Annotated in this window: 14 protein-coding genes; 10 read left to right on the forward strand and 4 right to left on the reverse strand. The window is 42.8% G+C overall.

Going from position 1 to position 16,280, the window contains the following annotated elements; translation table 11 throughout:
* Positions 1-146: 146 nt before the first annotated feature.
* The 10 genes from RCG23_RS14475 to RCG23_RS14520 all read left to right on the forward strand — a co-directional run bounded on the left by RCG23_RS14475 (position 147) and on the right by RCG23_RS14520 (position 12,477).
* A complete protein-coding gene (locus tag RCG23_RS14475) occupies positions 147-2,660 on the forward strand; it encodes a S8 family peptidase (protein WP_308176288.1) in 2,514 nt (837 codons plus the stop codon).
* Positions 2,657-3,601 carry a pre-peptidase C-terminal domain-containing protein gene (locus tag RCG23_RS14480; RefSeq protein WP_308176289.1) on the forward strand — a complete coding sequence of 315 codons (945 nt, stop codon included), beginning with the start codon at positions 2,657-2,659 and terminating at the stop codon, positions 3,599-3,601. Before RCG23_RS14475 ends, RCG23_RS14480 begins: the two co-directional genes overlap by 4 nt.
* Before the next feature lie 1,324 nt (positions 3,602-4,925).
* Positions 4,926-5,804, forward strand: coding sequence for a CAP-associated domain-containing protein (locus RCG23_RS14485; protein WP_308176290.1), 879 nt, complete (start codon positions 4,926-4,928; stop codon positions 5,802-5,804).
* 10 nt (positions 5,805-5,814) lie between these two features.
* A complete protein-coding gene (locus RCG23_RS14490; RefSeq protein WP_308176291.1) occupies positions 5,815-6,159 on the forward strand; it encodes a CAP domain-containing protein in 345 nt (114 codons plus the stop codon).
* A 23-nt stretch (positions 6,160-6,182) separates the two neighbouring features.
* Positions 6,183-7,097 (forward strand): anthrax toxin lethal factor-related metalloendopeptidase, encoded by a 915-nt coding sequence (locus RCG23_RS14495; RefSeq protein ID WP_308176292.1) that lies wholly within the window; start codon positions 6,183-6,185, stop codon positions 7,095-7,097.
* A gap of 207 nt (positions 7,098-7,304) precedes the next feature.
* Complete coding sequence (locus RCG23_RS14500) at positions 7,305-9,767, forward strand: phosphodiester glycosidase family protein (protein WP_308176293.1); 2,463 nt, start codon at positions 7,305-7,307, stop codon at positions 9,765-9,767.
* Between the two features lie 322 nt (positions 9,768-10,089).
* Entirely contained in the window at positions 10,090-10,488 is a 399-nt protein-coding gene (locus RCG23_RS14505) for a hypothetical protein (protein WP_374049855.1), read from the forward strand.
* Positions 10,489-11,097: 609 nt separating this feature from the next.
* Positions 11,098-11,610 (forward strand): C40 family peptidase, encoded by a 513-nt coding sequence (locus RCG23_RS14510; protein ID WP_308176295.1) that lies wholly within the window; start codon positions 11,098-11,100, stop codon positions 11,608-11,610.
* Positions 11,611-11,651: 41 nt separating this feature from the next.
* A complete protein-coding gene (locus RCG23_RS14515) occupies positions 11,652-11,795 on the forward strand; it encodes a hypothetical protein (RefSeq protein ID WP_308176296.1) in 144 nt (47 codons plus the stop codon).
* Between the two features lie 424 nt (positions 11,796-12,219).
* A complete protein-coding gene (locus RCG23_RS14520; protein ID WP_308176297.1) occupies positions 12,220-12,477 on the forward strand; it encodes a hypothetical protein in 258 nt (85 codons plus the stop codon).
* 240 nt (positions 12,478-12,717) lie between these two features.
* Here the strand turns inward: RCG23_RS14520 and RCG23_RS14525 are convergent, their stop codons facing one another.
* The 4 genes from RCG23_RS14525 to secA2 are packed head-to-tail and all read right to left on the reverse strand — an operon-like array spanning position 12,718 to position 15,995.
* The gene (locus tag RCG23_RS14525) at positions 12,718-13,032 is read right to left on the reverse strand and encodes an SLAP domain-containing protein (protein ID WP_308176298.1); all 315 of its coding nucleotides are present in this window, start codon (positions 13,030-13,032) and stop codon (positions 12,718-12,720) included.
* Positions 12,998-13,327 (reverse strand): SLAP domain-containing protein, encoded by a 330-nt coding sequence (locus RCG23_RS14530; protein ID WP_308180066.1) that lies wholly within the window; start codon positions 13,325-13,327, stop codon positions 12,998-13,000. Before RCG23_RS14530 ends, RCG23_RS14525 begins: the two co-directional genes overlap by 35 nt.
* Positions 13,328-13,335: 8 nt before the next feature.
* On the reverse strand, positions 13,336-13,605 hold the full coding sequence (locus RCG23_RS14535) for an SLAP domain-containing protein (protein WP_308176299.1): 270 nt from the start codon (positions 13,603-13,605) through the stop codon (positions 13,336-13,338).
* 14 nt (positions 13,606-13,619) lie between these two features.
* The gene (gene secA2 / locus RCG23_RS14540) at positions 13,620-15,995 is read right to left on the reverse strand and encodes an accessory Sec system translocase SecA2 (RefSeq protein WP_308180067.1); all 2,376 of its coding nucleotides are present in this window, start codon (positions 15,993-15,995) and stop codon (positions 13,620-13,622) included.
* Positions 15,996-16,280 lie beyond the last annotated feature (285 nt).

The raw sequence follows: 16,280 nt of genomic DNA on the forward strand, positions 1-16,280 counted from the left end.
TAGACGATTGGTTTTTACAGAAGTTACCACCTGCCAAAAAATATTTCTGTCGAAACTTAGCTTATGGAAAGTGTTGCCGGCTTACTTATGGATGAATTACTATCAAGCTAGTATTTCATTTTTGAGAGAGAAATAGGGGGACCAATATGAAAAAATGGATAAGAAGGGCGAGTCTATTAACTGTGGGAGTCAGTTTAATAGCTACGAGTGCTTATGCTGGACAAGGTTCAGCATCAATTGAAGGTTTTAATGGTTTTTCTGGCATTCCGGCCCTGCAGCTTCATCCATGGGGATCGTCGAAAAATCCGGATACCGTGCCGGATTCGGCCTTAAGCGACGATACGCTGGTCATCAAGTTTACAAAGCCCTTGTCACCGAGCGAGCATCGAATGGCAGGCGGAACGTTGATCAAGCAATTTTCAGATCTCCACTATTCTGTTGTAAAAATAAGAGATAAAAAGAATCTCGATCAAACGATTGAAAAGTATAGGAAGTTTTCTAATGTTTTGGCGGTCACGCCGAGTGCGGTTTACAAACCGCTGTCGGTTGGCGATCCCAAAATAGCTGAACAGTATCAAATTGATCAGCTTCATTTAGATAAAGCGCAAGCACTTGCTGGCAATAATCCTGTTACGGTTGCCGTTATCGACCAGGGAATTGATGTCAATCATCCGGATTTAAAAGGGCGGCTGCTGCCTAGTTATAATGCGGTCACGCCAATGAATCAGGGCACACCTGATTTCCATGGTACGCATGTTGCCGGAATTATTGCTGCCGACAAGGGGAATGGGATTGGCGGCTATGGCGTTAATCCGAAAGCGAAAATTTTGCCTATTGATGTTTTCGACCGCTCCTATGGCGCTTCCGATTTTTCGATTGCCCAGGGCATCCTTTATGCTGTTGATAAAGGAGCAAAGGTCATTAACATGAGCCTTGGCAGCCCGATGCCGTCGCCGTTGATTGAGGATGCGATTAAAAAAGCACTTGAAAAAAATGTTACCATTGTTGCTGCGGCAGGAAATGCGGGCGATGATACACTGAATTACCCGGCTGCCTATGAAGGTGTCATCAGTGTCGGCTCGGTTAACAAGGAGAAAAAGCTGTCCAGTTTTTCCACTTATGGAACGTCAGTTGACGTAGTTGCACCCGGTGATGAAATATACAGCACGATTTACGAGTATGAGCGTAAATCGAGCTATCGCAAGCTGAGCGGAACTTCGATGGCTGCGCCAATGGTTACGGGGGCTGCGTCCCTGCTTTTATCAAAATATCCGAAACTCACACCTTACCAGGTTGAATACATTTTGGAGCACACTGCCGAGGATTTGGGCGATAAGGGCTTCGATGTGAAGTACGGGAATGGGCTGATCAATCCGGCTGCCGCATTGCAATTTAATGTAAAAAAAATTCCGGACATTGTAAATCAAACATGGTCCAAGCAGGAATTGATGTCAGATGCGGTTCCGGTCAGCGTGAAGGGAAAGCTGGAATTAAAGGCGAATCTCTTAAAGCCCTATGAGGAAAAATGGTACAAAACGGATATTCAAAAAGGGGAAAGCCTTCAATTTGTATTAGATGGGGCTGCCCAATTCGACTATAAATTGATGCTTCAATTGTATTCTAATAATGATAAAATGCTGGCCGACGTCAATAAAGTCCGCGAAGGCAAAAAGGAAGGAAAGCTTTTTACGGCGCCTTTCAGCGGAACGCTGTTTTTTGGAGTGAAGGATGTCAACGGCAGCTATGACGATTCAGGGAGGGCTCTATCAAACTTCAAGCTGCAGGTAGAAAAATCAGCCGGATTGCCTGACGCGGAATCATCCATTGTCAAACCTATTGATGTGGAGCTTCCGTTCAGCAATAAGGGCGAAACCAATTATTTGGACGGTGAGAACGGGGAGGATGATTTCTATCGTTTCTCCGTGAAAGAGCCACAGGCCATCAGTATAAATTTATCTGACATTCCCGGGGTGGATACGAGTGTTAGTGTTTATATAGCTGACCAGATTTTTCCGCCAGACATGAACACTCTGCCTTCGGAAGAGCAACAGGCGATTTTAGACCGTCTGCTTTCCGGGGAAACGAAGATTGATCCGGCATTCTACGCAAACAAAGGAAGCTATAGTGATGGAGAGAGTTTAGGTTTTAGTGCATCACCTGGTACGCAGTATATCGTCAAGGTCTCGAATAAAAATGACGTTGGGATGAATAATTACTTTTTGAACAAAGGGCTTATGAATAACGACCAGAAGCCGGAACCGTCGATCATTCCTTACAGCCTGGATATTCAGGGTAAGATTTTACCGCCGGATGAAGACATGTTCCCTGCCGGTGGGCCTGAAGATGATAAGGGTGCTGGAAAAGAGGCGGGCGATGAAGGACAGCCCGATTTTATCCAGATGCTGAAAGACGGTGCCCAGCCTTACGAAATGGGAAGTGATGGCAGGGGCTCGCTGCAAATGCAAGAGGATGAGGACTGGTTTTCGGTCACGGCCAGCGAAACGGGAATCTATGAATTTGATTTTGCGCAGGAAGGGTTCAGCGTTCCGGTGATGGAGATGTATCGCATCCAGGAGGACAAAGACGAGAATGGCAAGCCGGTTCAGTACTTGGCCAGATTGGCTCCAACGTCAAGTATGACTGGTCCAGTGCGAAGGTGAATCCTGCTTTATATACTGGATTAAAGAAGGGCGAAAACTATTATATTAAAATTAATGCAGATATGTACAATGGCAATATGTCTTTCGATCCTTACCAATTTTCATCGAAGCTTCTGTTCAAGAATCCACAGGATGCCTATGAAGATAATGATAAGCTGGAGCATGTGGCAAATATGCCGTCCGGTTTGATTGAAGGAAATTTCGCGATGCCTTATGATCAGGATGTATTTTATATTCGATCCGACAAGAGCCAGATTTACGGTGTGACGTTTAAGCGCAAAAACGTGGACGAGAAATGGCTGAGCAAGTATCCAAAGGATCTGGTCAGTCCGTTCTTCGGGATGCTCGCGATTGCGGAGGATACGAATAAAAACCGCAAGCTGGATGATTCAGAATATGACCGCGTCCAGATTATCGACCATGGCGCCTTTTCCGGATCCACATTCGGTTCTTTTAAAATGGAGAAAAATAAAAATTATATCGTCATTGTAACAGGCTATGTGGATGGCCCGATTCCATTAACGCTATGGCCTTATCAGCTCAAGGTCGCACCGGTCAATCAGCTCGACGAGGACAGACATTCCGTTGTGAAAAACAATACGCCATCCAAGCCGCTGCCGTTAAAAACAGCAGGAAAAAATCAGCTGAAGGCGACGGGGTATTTGAACGCTGGAGTCCCTTATGGCGATGAAGACTGGTATGTTTTAAAACTATCAAAAAATGCTTCCGGCAAAATAGAATTAGGCGCAGGAACAGAGGTTGACGGTGTCATTTCGCTTTATAAAGATGGCAAGCTCGTTTCCCGTGCGGACTACTATCCGGAGGGCGATAAGGAAATCCTTCCGTTTAATTTGAAAAAAGGAACATATTATATAAAAGTACGCGACACGAACGGCAATACCACGCTCGATCCCTATACAGTGACAGTGAAATATCAGTAAAACGTGAGCCAGAATCTTCTTTTATAGAGGTTCTGGCTTTTTTCTGTGGTGAATCTCGCGGAATTGCGTGTTTATCTCGCACGTTTTCCTCTTTATCTCGCCAACTTTAACAATAATCTCGCGCGTTTCCACCACAATCTCGCCGGAATGCTCGACGATTTCGCGGGAACGGAACCCAATGACAAATACCTCCTCGCCGAGCTCGAACCTGCCTTATTGATGTGCTCCCCACATGCATTCTCATAGAACACTAATTTCCTTCTCGCCCGGGCCATTTTTAATCAAAACCCTTCCAGCCGAGAGGCGGAAGGACAGCAAATCGATCCTTAAACTGGAATCGGAGGGCAATCTGTGTAGTAAAGCGACTGAAATTCTGATAATCTCGCGGGTTTGAGTGTTTATCTCGCGGGTTTTCCTCTTTATCTCGCCAGCTTTAACAATAATCTCGCGCGTTTCCACCGTAATCTCGCGGGAATGCTCGACTATATCGCGGGAACAGAACCCAATGACAAATACCTCCTGGCCCGACCTCGAACCTGCCTTATTGATGTGCTCCCCACATGCATTCTCATTGAACGCTAATTTCCTTTACACCCGGGCCATTTTTAATCAAAACCCTTCCAGCCGAAAGGCGGAAGGGCAGCAAATCGATCCTTAAACAGGAATCGGAGGGCAATCTGTGTAGTAAAGCGACTGAAATTCTGATAATCTCGCGTGATTGGGGGGTTTTCTCGCGCATTTTCCTATTAATCTCGCGAACTTTAACAATAATCTCGTGCGTTTCCACCACATTCTCGCCGGAATGCTCGACTATTTCGCGGGAACGGAACCCAATGACAAATACCTCCTGCGCCGACCTCGAACCTGCCTTAATGATGTGCTCCCACATGCATTCTCATAGAATGCTAATTTCCTTCTCACCCGGGCCATTTTTAATCAAAACCCTTCCAGCCGAGAGGCGGAAGGACAGCAAATAGGTCCTTAAACTGGAAGCGGAGGGCAATCTGTGTAGTAAAGCGACTGAAATTCTGATAATCTCGCGGGATTGCGGGTTTTTCTCGCGCGTTTTCCTATTTATCTCGCCAGCTTTAACAATAATCTCGCGCGTTTCCACCACAATCTCGCCGGAATGACTAATAATCTCGCACAACCGGATTTACCAATTACGTCGCACCTAAAAACTGGTAATTATTTCATAAGCATAAATTTTCCCAAAAACATATGCCATTTTTCCTATGATACAGGCCAAGATACTCTATACGTAGCCGCAATTATTTAATAGAATAAGAGAGATTATTTAAATATTTTAATTGGAGGAACTAGTTTGAAAAAGTTTACACATAAATTACTCAAGCTTCTGTTGACGGCTTTTTTCATCAGTTCTGTAATGCCAGCGGCTAAAAGTAATGCAGAGGATATCTGCAGCGGGATTGGACCCAATACGGTAGTCCGGTGGGATAACGATGAGTTAAGGATCGGGCAGATTGGACGCCTGATGGTCATACATGATACCCCTCTATTTAAATTGGAGGGCGATAAAAAAACAACAGTCCGTATGCTGAAGGCAGGGGAGAAATACCGGATTTATGCCTTTAAACCTGGAAAGCTCAGTGTCGGTGGCGGATTATATGTCGACCGTAACACAATGATTAAATATGAGACTCCATCACAGGTGAAGCTGGCCCAGCTGAGCTGCAAGTCGAAAGCCACGGCAATCAGCAAAATGAGCATACAGCTGGATGAACTGAAAACTACTGTTGAAGCAAAATTCGGTAAAGAAAAAAGAGTTTCCCTCAATGAATACGGTGATAACTGGTACACGTATCACAATGGCTACCGTGATTATTATATGGTCAGTTATTTGAATGGCCGGGCGGCGGCAATTTTTACAATGGATGATGATTACTATCTGGCAGGCATCCATGTCGGTTCCTCGCTTGCCGATGTGAAAAATGCCCTTGGCACGCCAATCAAAGGGATACTTAAAGGAAATATCAACTACCTGATAACGAACAATAATGAACTCGAGACCTTTTATAAGGGTGGAGCGTATATTACCGTTTTCTACGATATTCACAATCTCGGAAAAGTGACAGGAATTCAAGTTGTATCAGCACAAGAAGAAAACAAAAGGCAGGACGCTTTGGAACGCAGACTCCTGCACTTCAGCAGGCATTTGAAATGCAGATGTTTGACTTGTTAAATGCGGCCGTGTGCAAAATGGCCTTCATGCTCTTCAGTGGAGTGAAAAAGCAAAAGCATCCGCACGCAAGCATAGCCAGGATATGGCGGTAAATAATTTTTTCGATCATACCAATTTAAGAGGCCAGAGCCCGTTTGACCGGATGAAGGCGGAAGGAATCAGCTATGAAATTGCCGGTGAAAACATTGCCACTGGCTACTCGAGCAGTATTTTTGCACATGAAGCTCTGATGAATTCACTGGGGCACCGGGAAAATATCCTGAATCCGCATTATACCCAGGTTGGGGTTGGCGTTTATTTTCAAAGCGTAACGCAGTTTCCTTATTATACGCAGAATTTCTATACTCCTTTTTAAGAAGGCGGGAAAACAGGATGCGAATGAAAAAGTGGGTTAGCCTTGGGATATTAGTAGTTTGTCTGGCTATTTTTCCGCGAATGGGCTTTGCGGAAGTCCTCTGGGACGGATCGAAGCTTGCTGAAGGACAAATCGGCCGGATCACGGTATTGCAGAAAACGAGCTTATGGGAGAGAGAAGGATCAGAACTTGTTCTAGTGCGCAGCCTGAAGCCCGGTGAAAAATTCCGGGTTTACGGCTTCCGGCAGGCAGGGGAGCTGTATGGTGTCGGGGGTACATACGCGATAAAGAAGGAAAAAGGCAAAATCCTCTACGAGACCCCTTCTCGAAAGCTGCTGACAAAGCTTGAAGAGGTAAGGAAGCCGGTGGAAAGTGATATCCTTGTCAATCAGATTGTGAAGGTTCCAACTGCTTTTGAAAAAAATCCTGACGTTTTAAAAATTAAAGGCAGAATCGCCCACTTTCCGATTTCTATTTTAGGAAAGTTGAAGAATGACAATGTTCAAGTGTTATTGACAGACAAGCCGATTACGAGCCTACCGGAATTCTCTTATTTAAAGAATCAAGTGCCGCGTGGATGGGAGCAGACAGGGAAAACATGGAATGACGTGCCGGGAATCGGCGGATCGCATGTTGTCGGTATCCGCATTGGTTATAGTGATTATGGTCATGGGCATGGAGCGATTAATCTAGAACTCCATGAAATATCCCATTCGATTGATCTGATTGTCTATAATCAGCTTTCTGCTTCAGATGCCTTTAAGGAATTATGGAAGCTTGAAGCAAAAAAGGTCTTTGGCGATAAGGTGTATTATACGAATTATCCTGAGGAATATTTTGCGGAAACCTTTGCGATGTATTATTACACAGCACAATCCAAACGGGAGCTCCAGAAAAAGGCTCCGCTCACCTATCGATTTTACAGCCAGCTGCAATAGTGTTTAATACCCGGGAGTTCACCACTTTCCGGGTTTTTCTATGCCGTTTTTTCCTCTATTAGTTCCTCTATCACTTTCTATTTCATGCCTATTTTCATAGTCAATTGGAATCAAATTTCCAATATTGTAGAAAAGGAGGAAATGTTAGGTGAATTTGTCGTATAATAGATTAGTAGTTTTAGAAATAAGGGTATAAGGGAGAGAAATATGAATAAAAAAGTACTTATTTGCTTTATTTTGCTGCTGGCAGCCATGGCCCCTTCGTTTTCGGGAAAAGAAGCAAAAGCAGCTGCAGCCCCGGTGGTAATGTGGGATGGAATGCAGCTTTTAAAGGGGCAGGTAGGCAGAGTTGATATCATTAAACCCATTAATTTATGGAAAAAAGAAAATAATAAGCTTGTCTTTGAACGTGTTTTAAAGCCAGGTGAAAAATACCGTGTTTATCAATACAGCTCTGAATTTGGCGGTCAGTATGGACTTGGCGGGCCTTATTTTGTAACCAAGATGCAAGGTTTTATCGATTACAGGACGCCATCCTTAGTCAAGCTCAAGCTTGTGAATCCAGAGGCGTATGGAACGAAATTATCTCTTGGAGCAGTAACGAATGAAAAATCAACGGTGATTGCTCCTGGGGTTACTCAATCCCATCTTTCGGTTGAAAGTAATAGCGGCGACCATCAGCAAATCTATGTTTTGGGCGTTGATCAGAAAGCTTCCGAAATCAAATTTGAAACCACATTAGCAAAAGACCAAATGATTGGTTTTGAAACGGTCAGCAGTATGGCTGAAAGGCACCAAGCGGAAGAACATTACGTGATCGGCGGCGTTAACGGGGATTATTTTGACAGCAATACAGGTGCCCCAACCGATTTAACGGTCCATGATGGAGAAGTGGTCACGACCAATACGACTCCTGCAAGCGAGAGGACGATCTTTGGCGTTACACCAGATGGAAAAGCAATGATTGGAAATCCTGAAATTTCATTGGCAATGACGGTAAATGGCCAGAAGCCTTACGTTATCAATTCCGTCAATAAGCGACGTTTTGCAGATCATTTAGTGCTTTACACGCCGTATTTCGCAAGCACTACAATGACAAATGATCTTGGCACAGAAGTGGTCCTGAATAATATTCAGGGTCAGCTTAACGGCAATAATACAGTAAAAGCAACGGTAAAAGAAGTTTTCGTCGGCAAGGGCAGCACGCCTACAGCACCAGGCGAATTCATCCTTTCCGGTCATGGAAAAGCAAACGAATATTTGAAGACACTTGCTGCTGGTGACCAGGTTGATCTTAACGTGTCATACGACAATCCAGCCTGGAGCCAGGTTGAACAGGCAATCGGCGGGCGTTATTATCTTGTTAAAAATGGACAAGCCCAAAGCTTCAATATCGGGGGAACCCACCCGCGCACAGCGATAGGGATCAAGAAGGATGGGTCGGTTTTCGTTATGGTCATTGATGGCCGCCAGAATGAAAGCGGCGGTGTATCACTGACAGATTTAGCAAAATTAATGAAGGACCTTGGCGCAGTCGAGTCGATGACATTCGATGGCGGCGGCTCGTCGACCATGATCGCAAGACAGCCGGGTGACTCTGATGCCACGGTCATCAATTCTCCTTCCGATGGTTCGGAGCGACGGGTTGCCAATTCACTTATGATTGTTGGCACCTGGAAAGCAGGACCTCTTAACGCATTAATACTAAGTGCAAATGATTTGAAATTATTTGCAGGAGCTAATTATAAGAATCTCGACATTAACGTTAAAGGCCTTGATAAAAATAATAACCCGATTACAGTTAATAATCAGCTTGCCTGGACTTCGACTGTGGGTACGTTCAATAGTGACGGTTCCTTCACGGCAGGAAGCACACTTGGTAAGGGTACAATTACAGCTGCTTCCGGCACTGTGAAAGCAAGTGTACCAGTCGAAATCACGAATCAGCTTGATCGCATTGATCTTGGCGCAGCTACTGCCATTGTTGATAAAAATGGTTCCCTTCCACTATCTGTTGCCGGTTATCTTGCAGGCAAAAAAGTAGTTGAGGACCCTTCTGTTTTCAAATACACGCTTTCCGCACCGATCGGAACGATTGAAAATGGTGTGTTTAAAGCGGGGAACACTGATGGTTCGGGCATTATCACGGTTTCTTATGGAGCGGTTTCAGCCCAGCTTCAAGTGATCGTCGGAAATCCGGGCAGCATTGTGGTCGAGAATTTTGAAAATACATTGAGCAGCTACAAAGCGAGTGGGGCGCGCTATACCTCAATTCTTGTATCCACTGAAAAGAATTATATTAAAGACGGCTCCCGTTCATTAAAGGTTGCATACGATTTTAGCGGTACAACAGGAACATCCGGTGTTTACGCAACTCCTGCCAAACCGATTGCAATTCCGGGTGCCCCAGTGAAAATAGGCATGTGGGTCTATGGAGATGGAAAAGGCCATTGGCTGCGTTCACAGCTTACAGACGCAGTGGGCAAGGAAATCCAACTCGATTTCACGAAGAATCTAAACTGGTTAGGGTGGAAGTATGTTGAAGCAGCTATCCCAGCAGGTTTCAAGGCTCCTTATAAAATGGTAATGCCAGTCCGTTATATGGAAACTAGTGATTTGAATAAAAACAAAGGACAAATCTTTGTCGATCAAATTACGGCAATCTATTAAACAGTTAAAACCCCTGCACCATTTGCAGGGGTTTGTTTTACTAGTAAACGGGTAACATTATTATCAAATATAAGAAGCATTACCAATAATTTATCATTGTGAAGCGCTGAAATGTGGTTTAAGCTTAAAGTAAAGTGTAAACGAATTCATTATTTGCAGTAAAAATTTTATTATGTTAATTTATAAAATGATATTGTTTACTTTTTGACCAACTTTGATTATTATCAGAAGAAAGCGTATTTGACAGCTTGGATAGATGTCTTGGAATGTCGATTTCCACAATTCAGGAAAGCTGGAGGGAGTATTTTTACCAATGGAACAAATGGACAAAAAGATCGACCTTGAAACACAATTAAAGGAAAACCCTCCTAAAATCATTGGAGGATATAAGAAACAGGGATGGGCAGTTAAAGCTTTAGAAAAAATCAGCAATGATTCAATAGAGTTTGAAGACAACGGTACGGCCATCGCCAAGGCTGTTCTTGAATCCAATGACAAATCGTATTTTCCTGCTTTCTTGCAATTGGATATAAAGAATAAAGGCCAAATTATTGGCGCCTATTTCATTTCTGATAATAAAGAACAATTTGACCTGATTCCATTTGAAATGGCAAAAGAATATATTGATAAATCAGAAGAGGATTTAATTCCTTTTAAATATCGTACATTAGATAAAATTGAAGGCGATGAAATGCAGGCAAACTGGCCTGATTTCAGCTAACAGGGAGGAACCTTAGGGTTCTTCCTTTTTTATTTTTGGCTGTTTTCGTATACTTTGTTGCTATATAAGGAGTAGTTGATTTCCACTCCAGGATGCTCGCTTTCCGCGGGGCGGGCGGTGAGCCTCCTCGGCGCACAGCGCCTGTGGGGTCTCACCTGTCCCGCTGCTCCCGCAGGACGTTGAATCAGCTCCCTAGAATCAACACCGCACGAAGGAAATGCGAGAGCATTTTCGAGGATCTCGCACCTTCCGCTCCAATCAACTTCTTCTTCAACGAATTGCTTTTAATAACCTATTTGCAAAACAACATTCTTTTAGAACACAGCCTTATTTTCATACCTTCTGAACGTAAAAGTGGTGCTTCGCCAATAGGCGATGAATTTCTGTTAATCTGCACACATAAGTGAATGAATACCCGTTTGCTGAAGAAATAAACCACTTTTTGTCGATTTGTAATCATTTTGTAACATAAATGGACTCTTTGTAATGTTAGTGAAATAGACCTTTGCCCAAATCTATTATAAAATTTAGATAACGATAAATTTTGCTATGATTTTCCACTAATAGACATATTTCTAACAATACATGCAGAACATTGGGAGGATACATATGAAAAAACTGCTAAAGCTTGTTGCCTTCTTATTGGTTGCAGTTCCTTTATTGACACAAGGTCAAACGAATGTAAAGGCCGCCGAACAAACCGAATTGACAGAATATGCAAAAAACTTTATTGGCGTTCCTTATGTTTGGGGCGGAACCACTCCACAGGGATTCGACTGCTCTGGCTTCTTATCGTATGTATTCAAAGAATATGGCGTTCAGCTTCCTCGCACAAGTGCTGAACAATTCCAGCAAGGCGAGAAAATCAGCACAAACGAAATGGTTCCTGGAGATCTTGTATTTTTCACAACCTATAAATCAGGTCCTTCACATGCAGGCATCTACTTGGGTGACAATAAATTCATCCATGCTTCACCACATGGTGTCGAAATTGCCAGCTTAAACTTAAGTTACTATAAATCTAGATTCCTAGGTGCAAAAAGATTCATCCAGCCTGCACAGGTTAAGGCAGCAAACACACTCCTTCCTGTTAAAAAGGCCAGCTGGGAACAGTATACATAAAAAAGAAAATCAACCTTTGGCAGCGCGACGAGAACAATAAATTGAAGGCAGTCCGCGTATTGGAGCCAGGCGAAAAATATCGGGTCTATGATATGGATGATTTATTTGGCGGACAGCTTAACCTTGGATCCAAATTATACATTACCAATATTCAAAGTTATGTGGATTTTCTGCCAGCGCAATAGTAAAAACTGTAAATTAATAGCATGTAATTAAAATCTCCTGTTACAATATAATAGGAGATTTTTATGTTAGAAAAATGATAGGTCCACTATCATCAGCGGATCTATTATGATGAATTTGTTTTTCTGGTATAGAGTCAAGCTTGCATAAGGCGAACAAGGCTACGTTGCTTCTATTTGGTTGAAATTGAAAAGGACTGCCTCTCAGACCAACTGAGGGCAGCCCTTTTTATTGAAAATAGATAGTTTTGAAGACTTATTTGCAATTTTTGAGGGCACTTCAACAATTTTTTATTAAAAATATTAATTTTATAGGCTTTAATGCCTTTTTTGACCTAAATAGAGAGTTTTTAAGAATTTACATAGGGCTCTGAAAAGGATATGCACGACTTTGAAGGATATATGCACGAGTTCGAGGAGGATATGCATGACTTTCAAAAAGCAATCAACGACCTTCGGAAATTATGCACGACAGGGTTCCTTATGGGCATATAATGAACTAAATACATTAACCGACACACAATTTAAAGCTACGCCGGAGGGATTGAAGTTGATTTTTAAAAAGAAATGCTATTTTTGCGGCAAGAAAACCAGGGAGGTGACCGTGTACCTGTCACCAAAGAAAATCTTTGTTTGCCATTTGTGCAAGGAGTACGCGGAGCGGCGCGCATTCAGGAGAAAGTAACATCGCATCAACAACTCAACAAACAAAAAAGGCGCCATCTCCACGGGGACGGCGCCTTTCTTATCGTCTAGGAAATTATAAAATTAAATGATGTGAATAACTTCTACAAGTTGTATTAATCTAGCTCCAGCGCCCAGCCCCTCGGGGTCATAAGCCAAATCACTCCAGAAATCAGGATTTCCTGCGTGATTCGTCTTATGCCTATCGGGGCTAACCAGAGCGCTTGCGCCTTTTGTTCTTTTACTGTTTCGGATACACTTTCCAAGAAGAAAGGTCCGGGCTGCTTTTAAGGATAAGTTCTTTTGGAAAAACAAATGTCCATGGCTTGGTCGCATATGGTTTCACCGTGAAGTTTTCCAGTTTGAAGGTGCTTTGGCAGATAACGTCGCCTGCCGCATCTTCAACGGCCAAAGGAAATTGTTCGAATTGAAGCTCCCGACTGCTGCCATTCCGAATGAGGATTGTAGCTGCCAATCCTTCTTCAGGGCTGAACTTTGTTTCCAGACCAACCATTTTGATTTCATCGGCAGCCAGCTTCGGCAGGCCGGCCAGCAAGTTTTTCTAATTGTTCTACTTGAACTGGGGTAAGCTGACTTTCCCAGCTGTCGTCGAGGTCGAGTTCATGCTTTCTTTCAGCAGGAGCTTTAAGCTCGAATGCAATGCTCCAGCCTTCCTCTGGCAGTGTTTCGGCGAGTTTATCCTCATTTGAAAAAAGGAAGCGCCATGGCGTGCAGGAAAGGGGAGGGATTTCCCCAAGGCTGTCCAATTCAAATTGTTTCTTTGCGACAGTATTTTCATTTTCGTCTAAGAGAACAAGATCGATACTATCAAAACGAATCGGCTGGGAAATGGTATTTCTTAAAGGGCCACCACGACAAAACCTTCATTATAAGGTAAAAGCTTGACCCCTTTTATTGAGACTTGATTTTGTTCAAGCAAGGGAAGCTGCTGGTGGTAGTACATATATACATATTTTTCCTGGCTGGTTAACTCCCAATCAGGAGGGAAAATTAACGTGGTTCTGACAAGACCGGATTCATCTGCAGCAGAATCCGAATCCTTTGCAGCCTTTAAACCGTTTTCTTCTATACTATTTTCATTTTTTATTTTCTTTTTAAATAAAGCCATGAATCTTTTTCCCCCTAAAAAGTATCCGGTTCAAACTGGTATTGGCTTTTAATATATTCGATGAAGCGGACGCTGACACCAGATTGAATCTCGAATAGCAGTTGATCAAATTCGCCCACTGCTTCTTTTTCGAATGTGCGGTATGGATCTTCCTGGCCGTATCCTCTTAAATGGATGCCGTCTTTGATTTGTGTCATCAAGTCCAAATGCTGGATCCAGTTTGTATCAATAACCTGCAGCATAAACATTTTAAGCTGTTTGCCGAGTTCTTCATCGTTTTGCAGGGAAAGAATTTGTTTCTCAAGCTTTTCATAGTCTCTTAAAACGAGCTCCGTAATTTCCTCGCGGGATTTATCCTCCAAAATTTCTGGAGTAAGGGTGAAATTGATAAATACAAAGCCAAGTTCCTCGAAAAGCCCTTTCGTATTCCATTCACCTGTAGGAATCGTTTCGATGCAATATTTTTCAATGACCTTCAGGGTATAGTTTTTGATATAATCAGCCAGCTCCGGGAAGGTTTCGGACATTTCAGCTTTTAACAGGCGATCGCGCATTGAGTAGATTACTTTGCTCTGGCTATCCAGGACATTATCGAGCTTTAATAAATGCGACCTTGAAGAATGGTGTGCATATTCAACGGTTTCTTGAACCTTAAATACGAATTTGCTTGGATCAGGACTTGTAATTAAACCAGTTTCATCTGTCTTGATTTTCTTTTCGTATTTTTCCATTTCATCTTTATCATAGTGAATGAAAAGATCATCCTCTTTTGAAATAATGAAAATGGTAGAGCCCGGATCTCCCTGGCGGCCTGCGCGCCCTCTTAATTGCATGTCGATGCGGAAGCTTTCATGCCTTTCTGTTCCGATAATATGAAGTCCGCCCAGTTCCTTGACACCCTCGCCTAGCGTGATGTCGGTTCCGCGGCCAGCCATATTGGTTGCCAGCATGACCTTGCCCTTTTGTCCGGCACGAATAATGATATTCGCTTCATCTTCTTCTGTTTTGGCATTTAAAATCTCGTGCTTAATCCCTCTTTTTTTAAGATAGCCTGAAAGAGTTTCAGATTGCTCGATTGAAGTTGTACCTATTAATACAGGCCTTCCCATTTTGTGCATGCTTTCTACTTCTTCAAGAATGCGGTTTATTTTTGCTTCTTTATTTATATAAAATAATTCATCTTGATCTATCCGCTGCACCGTCTTATTTGGCGGAATGGAAACGACATTCAGGTCATACGTATCACGGAATTCTTCCTTGGAAGGAGTAGCACTTCCTGTCATGCCTGCCAATTTCTTATACATCCTGAAGTAATTCTGGATCGTGATGCTTGCCTGTGTTTCATTTTCTTCACTGATTGGGAGTCCTTCTTTAGCTTCTATCGCCTGATGGAGACCTTCGCTGAAGGAGCGGCCTTCCATGATCCGCCCAGTAAACTTATCGATTAGCACAATCTTTTTGTCCTTCACGATATAGTCAACATCATTCTTCATTACCACAAAGGCTTTCAGCGATTGGGTAATATTGTGAAGAAGATCCTGGTGCTCAGCATCGTATAGATTGTCTATGCCAAAGGCTCTTTCGATTTTGTTTGCGCCTTCATCCTTTAAATAGACCTGCTTTGTTTCAGAGAAAAGCTCATAGTCGACATCTGCTTTAAAGCCACGCATAATTTCAGCAGATATATAAAAGAGTTCCGCGCCATGGCTCGATTTATTTGCAATGATAAGAGGAGTTCTGGCTTCATCTATTAAAATACTGTCTATTTCGTCTACAATTGCATAGTTCAAAGGGCGCTGGACCTTTTGGCTGAAATCATGGACCATATTATCTCTTAAATAGTCAAAACCGAATTCATTGCCAGTGCCATATGTAATGTGGGCAGCATATGCTTCCTTTTTTCCGCTTGGCGGTATCTGGGATATATTAAGGCCGACCTTTAGACCAAGAAATTCATGGATTTTACCCATTTTCTCATAATCGCGTCGGGCAAGATATTCATTTGCGGTGATGACATGGACGCCTTTATTTTCGAGTGCATGCAGATAACTGGGGAGGGTTGCAACGAGTGTTTTACCTTCACCGGTTTGCATTTCGGCAATATTGCCTTCATGAAGGACAAGTCCTCCAAGCAGCTGGACATCGAAATGGCGCATTCCTAAAACGCGTTTTGAAGCTTCACGAACAACGGCAAAGGCTTCTGTTTTAATATCATCCAGTGTTTTCCCGTTTTGTAAATCTTCTATAAATAAGTGTGTCTTATTACGCAGTTCTTCATCGCTAAGACTTACGAACTCTTTTTCAAATTCGTTAATTTTCTGAACAAGCTTTGAAAGGCGCTTGATTTCACGAGAACTATCGCTAAATAGCATTTTAACTTTCGTTAACATCATTAAGTTCGCTCCTGTTTCCGATAGGTAATTGTCTAGTGGAATTATACCATATACGGCAATGGAGTGGTTGAATTTGGAGATGGGATGATATTCCAGTCGAAGATTGTAACTTTTTGCATGGGGAAGGCGTCTATTGTAGAGTGAAATAATGTGGTTTGAAGCAAGAGGGGAGGGGTAAGTAAGTAGGGCTACATACAGGAACTCTTTTTTATACATGGTTTCCTTCTCGTTAAATTTCTATTCCTTCCAATTAAAAAATCGTTGCTAATAAAAAGATATGTG

It is taken from the genome of Neobacillus sp. PS3-34 (assembly GCF_030915465.1).
Taxonomy (GTDB): Bacteria; Bacillota; Bacilli; order Bacillales; family Cytobacillaceae; genus Neobacillus_A.